This is a genomic window from Providencia sp. PROV033, assembly GCF_028484855.1.
GTDB lineage: Bacteria > Pseudomonadota > Gammaproteobacteria > Enterobacterales > Enterobacteriaceae > Providencia > Providencia alcalifaciens.
Genome location: NZ_JAMPSW010000052.1, coordinates 21,041 through 27,171 on the forward strand (window position 1 = coordinate 21,041; position 6,131 = coordinate 27,171).

The following is a 6,131-nucleotide window of genomic DNA, read 5'->3' on the forward strand; positions in this document are numbered from 1 at the left end:
TTTTCATATAGAAAGCAACATCATAATTATTATGATGTTGCTTTCTATGGCGAAGTGAAGTTAGAAATGCAGTTACTTAACAAGTTTACAATCACGACCCTTGTCGTCAGAAATACGGTTATTAACAGCATCATCTTCAGAAATAGTCGCTAAGTTTAATCCTGCTTTGCTGCTCCATAGTTGGAAATTTTCACCAACATAGCGAGCGCCACTCGCGGCTTCTTTATTTTTCAGTAAAATCAATTCATCGTTGTAAAGCATCACTGCTGTATCTTGATTAGGGAAAGAAACTTTAATTTTTTGTCCATCGCAGTTATAGGTTTGTGTTTTAGCGGCGAATGCAGATGACGATACAGCCAAAACGGATAATGCAGCGATAGAAGAAATTAAAAGAGTGTTTTTCATTGGTTTTCCTTAATACCTTTTAAGTATTTATACCAGCGTTCATAAACATTAAAACGATAAGCTACAGAGATATAGTATTACTTTTAAATATACATAGTATAAACATTTAGTCACTATTTTATGAAATTTAATAATATTCTTAATTTCAACTTAATCTCCTTTGTAAATAACGATATAAATATTTTTAGATGTATTTTTGTTTTTTAAAATAGAAGCTAATAAGTTATCCAAGGCTTTTAATAATCTATAGGTGTAATCTTAAATTTAATTTGAATATATATTTTTATCTTGAATTCATGATAGGAACAGATATAGGTAAAAATCGCCAAATAAAAGATAAAATAAACGAAAAGTTTAACCTATTAAATTTTCAAGGATTAAATGCAATTTCTTGTGAGTGTTCGATGAATAACATACACTGAAGGCGTAAAGTTTACGTCATTTGATAAGGAGTTAAGCGTGTCTTTGGAACAATGCCGAAAATATGAAAATCTTTCTATAGAAGAGACAATCGAAACACTCTCATTACTCTATTCAAATGCCATTGATGCTCTAAGAAATGCAATTGCAACCTACGTTGAAAAGGGCACTATACCGGATGTCAACGCACGAAGTAGTGGGTTATTTGCTTACCCTGAACTGTGTGTAACATGGGGTGGTAAGGTTGACCATTGTGAAAAAACGCGAGCTTATGCTCGTTTTGTGAAACAAGGTGACTACAGTATTACCGTGACGCAACCGGAACTGTTTCGTGCCTACCTTGTGGAACAATTGACCATATTCCAACAAGACTATGACGTATCTTTTGCAGTTCGTCCGTCTAAAACAGAGATTCCATATCCATTCGTTATTGACGGTTCTGATCTTATTCTCGATAGAAGTATGAGTAGTAGTTTGGCAGCTCATTTCCCCATCACGGATCTTTCCCATATAAGTGATGATATTACCGATGGTTTATATCATGTGACAGACGATATGCCATTATCCCATTTTGATGCATTGAGAGTTGATTTCTCGTTAGCACGCTTGAAACATTATACGGGCACCCCCCCAGAGCATGTTCAGCCCTATATTTTGTTTACGAACTATAATCGCTATGTCGATGAATTTGTTAATTGGGCTTGTGAACAAATTCGTGACCCAGAAAGTCGCTATATTGCATTATCTTGCGTAGGGCATAATTACTTAACTGCTGAAAATGCAGATCCTCAATTTGCCACATCTGATTTAACATGGAAAAAATTCCAAATGCCTGCATATCATCTGATTGCTCGTGATGGTGTGGGAATAACGCTAGTTAACATCGGGGTGGGACCTTCAAATGCAAAAAATATTTGTGACCATTTGGCGGTATTACGCCCACACACGTGGTTAATGATTGGTCACTGTGGCGGCTTGCGTGAAAGTCAAAAAATTGGTGATTATGTGTTAGCCCACGCTTATTTGCGTGATGACCATATTTTAGATGATGTATTACCGCCAGATATTCCTATTCCAAGTATTGCTGAAGTGCAACGCGCGTTGTATGACGCGACGAAACAAGTGAGTAATATGCCAGGTGAGCTGGTTAAACAGCGCTTACGTACCGGAACAGTGGTCACGACGGATGACCGAAACTGGGAATTGCGTTTTTTTGCAACGGCTCGTCGTTTTAGTCTAAGTCGTGCTGTTGCTGTTGACATGGAAAGTGCCACAATTGCAGCTCAAGGTTACCGTTTCCGTGTGCCTTATGGCACATTACTTTGTGTTTCAGATAAGCCTATTCATGGTGAAATTAAATTACCGGGGCAAGCGAACAGTTTCTATGAAGGTGCAATATCAGAGCATCTGCAAATTGGGATCCGCGCTATCGACTTATTGAGGCAAGAAGGCGATAAGCTGCACTCCCGAAAATTAAGAACATTTGACGAGCCACCATTTAGATAATATCGAGGATGGAATACGTGATCCCTGAACTTGAAACAGATAGATTAATTTTAGCGAAACATGAAGTTAGTGATTTTTCTGCGCTTTCTCAATTATGGGGACAGCGGTCAATGGTTCAACACATTGGCGGCGTTCCTTCAACTGAACGTGAATCATGGATGCGCATGTTAGCGTACGGTGGGTTATGGCCATTACTTGGATTTGGTTATTGGGCGGTTAGAGAAAAGGGGACTGGGAACTACGTTGGAGACCTTGGGTTTGCCGATTTTCATCGTATTGTTGAGCCACATGTTAAAGGAATTCCTGAAGCTGGGTGGGTGATTGCCCCCGAATATCAAGGTAGGGGTTATGCGACAGAGGCGATGAAGGCTGCATTATCATGGTTGATAGCCCAACAAAAACATCAAGAAAGTATTTGTTTCATCGGACCTCAAAATATTCCATCATTGCGTGTCGCAGAAAAATTGGGGTACATACAAGACAAAGAAGTGTTTATGAACGGTAGTATCTCAGTATTGTTGTGTAAAAATCTGATTCAATCTTAATTATCCCATTTTCGATAACAATTAATCCTATTCTTATCCATAGAATAGGATTAATTCCCTTCTCAAAACGCCAATTATTTGTGTGATTACGGGAGAAGGGTGTTCTGGCGGTGCATTAGGAATTGGCGTGGGCGACCGAATTAACATGTTAGAATACAGCACATATGCTGCAATATCCCCAGAAGGCTGTGCGTCTATTTTATGGAAAGATTCCCAGAAGGCACAAATTGCAGCTGAGGTGATGGGTATGACCGCACCGAGGTTAAAAGAGTTAGGAATTATTGACGTTATTATTCCTGAACCTTTAGGTGGTGCTCATCGAAATTATTCATTAGCCGCACAAAATCTGAAGCAGCAACTTATTGAGGATTTAAACCAACTTAGTTTATTAGATGAAGCAGCACTGCTTGAGCAGCGTTACCAAAAAATAATGGAATTTGGTTATTGCTAGTGTTATTAGTGAAGTATTGATTAATGCTGGAATTAGGCTGAAGAATGTCTGTTGATCTTAATTTACTTAAAGTATTTATTGCGGTTGCAACGCAAGGAAGTTTCGCTAATGCAGCAAGGCAACTTTCGATGCCAACATCAAATGTGAGCCGACAAATTAAGTTACTTGAAGGTCAATTTCATTGTCGATTAATTGAGCGAACTACACGACAAATGCGCTTAACAGAGCAGGGCACGTTATTACTGAATAAAAGTCAAAAACTGTACTGTGAATTAGATGAGACACTACAGCAAATTAGTGCTCCAGATACATTGAGTGGGACTTTACGGTTAACAATTCCAAGTGAATCTGGCAGTTTATTATTTGCAGATAGTCTGGCTCAATTTGCACTCGCTCACCCCGACCTGACCATTCACTGTGATACGCAGTTAGCGCCGTTGGATGTTATTGGTGATGATGTGGACTTATTACTGACTTTTCATCGAGGTGAATTGATAGACAGTAGCTATCACTCGCAGTTGATTAAATCATGGGAAAGTATTGTCGTCGCCGCGCCTAAGCTTATTGAACAATATGGACAACCCACAACGCTAGATGCATTAAGCCAAATGCCCTGCATCACGAGTTTAAGTGCATTGCAGGGGCAACCATGGGTTTTTATTACGCCTAATGGGCAGCTAAAAAAAATTCATATAAACAGCCAATACCGTGTGAATAGTGGCATCCTTGCCAGCGCTGCGGCAATAAATGGATTGGGGGTGGCAATTCTTTCAAAAGAGGCGTGTCAGTCAGCTGTTCAGGCAGGAAAACTAGTGGAAATTGATATCAATGGGATGCATCCTGCACCGATTGAGCTGCGTGCAATTTATGCGTCAAAGCGTTCACTTTCTCCGAAGATTGATATCTTTTTGACATATTTATTGCAAAATATTTAGGCTGATATCGCTATCAGCCTTTTCTTTGCGAGGTGAGTTATTTATTTTTGCGTAAGCGCAGGGTTAACCCTTTTAAGAGATAACGTAATAGCTGGTCACCACATTCACGATAATTTTTATGTTCAGGATTGCGGAAAATGGCACTCAATTCTGGCTTGGAAACGCGGAAATCAACGGATTGATAAATATCCAGTAGGTCAACGTCTTTTAGTTCAAAAGCAACTCGTAATTTTTTGAAAATAATATTGTTGTTGATTCTAGCTTCAACGTCAGGGGCGGGGCGATTTTCATCTTTACCACGGCGATGGTAAATCAATCCATTCAGAAAGTGACCAAGTACAACGTCATTACATTCAACATAATCAGGGTCGGTATCTTTTTTTAGCCACAGATTCATTTCTTCTTTAGTGACTGTTAGGTCTGCAAGTTTTACGATTGTAACCATCTGAGCGTCGCTCAAATCCAACATATAACGAACACTTCGTAAAACGTAGTTATTTAGCATGGGGTCATTTATCCAACGGATCGATTAAAAATAAGCTTTGATTAGCTATGAGGTTTTATTATAAAGCAAAGGAGGCTTCCAATGTTTTATAAATTCTTGGCGGGTAGCGATACATTATCGATGACTCAATCTTTCACTGTTATCAAGTTAACCCATAAAGTAAATTAACCCATAGAAAAACACTAATGTTAATCCGACTGTGATGAGCATATTTTTAAGGAAGGATGCCGCCACAACGCAGAATAGTGCTCCCCAGAGATAAGGATTATCAGGAAAACTCCGAAGTTCATGGTTTTCGAGCAAAATGACAGGAGCACAAATTGCAGTTAATAAACAAGGCGCAGAATAGCTGAGTGCTTGTCGTACAATGAGCGGTAACCGTATTGGTAATTGTGGAATAAGAAAAACATAGCGTAGAGAAAAAACGACAGCAGTTAAACTAAGAATTAAAAACCAGATCATTTTTCTTCCCCTAATACGCGAGAAACACCCACTGAGACAAACATTCCACCAACACCCGCAATAACAATTGCACTACTGATTGAATACATTGACAGGGTAATTGCAACAATTAATGAAAAGAGAACTCCACAAGCTGTACTTATTTTCCTCGTGAGTGGAACTACGATGGCTAATAGTGTCGCAACCACCGAAAAATCTAAGTGTAATTTACTTAAATCACCGATTAAATTTGCCATCACAATGCCGCATAAGCTAGTGATGAACCACACGAGATAAAAACTAAAGCCTGCTCCAAATAGATAAGCAAAGCTCAAGGCTTGGCGTTTTGCTGCACTAATCGCAAATAGCTCATCTGTTAATAAAAAGCCAATACTTAAACGCTGTGGCGTTGTGAAGTCTTTAACGTAAGGGCGCATCGTTAGCCCATATAAAAGGTGTTGGGATGTGATAAAAAAAACAGAAATCACAATAGTAATATACCCAGCACCGGAATTAAGTAGCCCTAAGGTAACTAATTGAGCCGCACCGGCAAAAACCATTGCGGACATGGCGATGCTTTGCCAGAAAGAAAGACCCGTTTCGATGGCCATAGATCCAGCAAGGATCCCCCAAGGAATAACTGCAAGATTTAACGGTAATGTATGAACTGCTCCATCCATCATTGCACGTTGCCATGGCTTTGATTGTTGAGACGACATTGATGTGCATCCTGTATGTTGAAAATTGAATTCATTAAATAAAAATCTAAAAAAAACAGCATTGATTTATCTACAGGTATTTAGGGTAAAGAATCATTATTTGATACGTTGCAGATATCCATTGTTATATCCTGAAATATTCAACAAATCACTACCTCTATTAATGCCATTTAATTGGTTTTAAATGCTGGCTTTTTATTGGTC

Annotated in this window: 7 protein-coding genes and 1 pseudogene; 4 read left to right on the plus strand and 4 right to left on the minus strand. The window is 38.9% G+C overall.

All coding sequences use genetic code 11. The features are described 5' to 3' along the window. Nucleotides 1-72 precede the first annotated feature (72 nt). Complete coding sequence (locus PSF16_RS10555; RefSeq protein WP_272689231.1) at nt 73-405, minus strand: MliC family protein; 333 nt, start codon at nt 403-405, stop codon at nt 73-75. A 498-nt stretch (nt 406-903) separates the two neighbouring features. Here PSF16_RS10555 and PSF16_RS10560 point away from each other — a divergent pair, with 498 nt between their 5' ends. The 4 genes and pseudogenes from PSF16_RS10560 (at nt 904) to PSF16_RS10575 (ending at nt 4,262) form a co-directional block, all read left to right on the plus strand. Further along, the gene (locus PSF16_RS10560; protein ID WP_442959247.1) at nt 904-2,331 is read left to right on the plus strand and encodes an AMP nucleosidase; all 1,428 of its coding nucleotides are present in this window, start codon (nt 904-906) and stop codon (nt 2,329-2,331) included. 8 nt (nt 2,332-2,339) lie between these two features. Continuing rightward, nucleotides 2,340-2,876: a GNAT family N-acetyltransferase gene (locus tag PSF16_RS10565; RefSeq protein ID WP_272689233.1), complete on the plus strand. Its 537-nt coding sequence runs from the start codon at nt 2,340-2,342 to the stop codon at nt 2,874-2,876. A gap of 55 nt (nt 2,877-2,931) precedes the next feature. After that, nucleotides 2,932-3,327: pseudogene (locus PSF16_RS10570) on the plus strand (acetyl-CoA carboxylase carboxyl transferase subunit alpha); the annotation flags it as partial. Nucleotides 3,328-3,371: 44 nt separating this feature from the next. Further along, a complete protein-coding gene (locus PSF16_RS10575; protein WP_272689234.1) occupies nt 3,372-4,262 on the plus strand; it encodes a LysR family transcriptional regulator in 891 nt (296 codons plus the stop codon). Nucleotides 4,263-4,299: 37 nt separating this feature from the next. Here PSF16_RS10575 and PSF16_RS10580 read toward each other — a convergent pair whose 3' ends face one another. The 3 genes from PSF16_RS10580 to PSF16_RS10590 form a co-directional block, all read right to left on the minus strand. After that, a complete protein-coding gene (locus tag PSF16_RS10580; protein WP_036963622.1) occupies nt 4,300-4,767 on the minus strand; it encodes a DUF1456 family protein in 468 nt (155 codons plus the stop codon). A 147-nt stretch (nt 4,768-4,914) separates the two neighbouring features. Continuing rightward, nucleotides 4,915-5,229 carry an AzlD domain-containing protein gene (locus PSF16_RS10585; RefSeq protein ID WP_006661772.1) on the minus strand — a complete coding sequence of 105 codons (315 nt, stop codon included), beginning with the start codon at nt 5,227-5,229 and terminating at the stop codon, nt 4,915-4,917. Then, complete coding sequence (locus tag PSF16_RS10590; RefSeq protein WP_006659853.1) at nt 5,226-5,927, minus strand: AzlC family ABC transporter permease; 702 nt, start codon at nt 5,925-5,927, stop codon at nt 5,226-5,228. Before PSF16_RS10590 ends, PSF16_RS10585 begins: the two co-directional genes overlap by 4 nt. Nucleotides 5,928-6,131 lie beyond the last annotated feature (204 nt).

Coding starts and splice junctions, on each gene's coding strand:
- PSF16_RS10555 (WP_272689231.1), bottom strand. CDS start 405: ATGAAAAACACTCTTTTAATTTCTTCTATCGCTGCATTATCCGTTTTG.
- PSF16_RS10565 (WP_272689233.1), top strand. CDS start 2,340: ATGGAATACGTGATCCCTGAACTTGAAACAGATAGATTAATTTTAGCG.
- PSF16_RS10575 (WP_272689234.1), top strand. CDS start 3,372: ATGTCTGTTGATCTTAATTTACTTAAAGTATTTATTGCGGTTGCAACG.
- PSF16_RS10580 (WP_036963622.1), bottom strand. CDS start 4,767: ATGCTAAATAACTACGTTTTACGAAGTGTTCGTTATATGTTGGATTTG.
- PSF16_RS10585 (WP_006661772.1), bottom strand. CDS start 5,229: ATGATCTGGTTTTTAATTCTTAGTTTAACTGCTGTCGTTTTTTCTCTA.
- PSF16_RS10590 (WP_006659853.1), bottom strand. CDS start 5,927: ATGTCGTCTCAACAATCAAAGCCATGGCAACGTGCAATGATGGATGGA.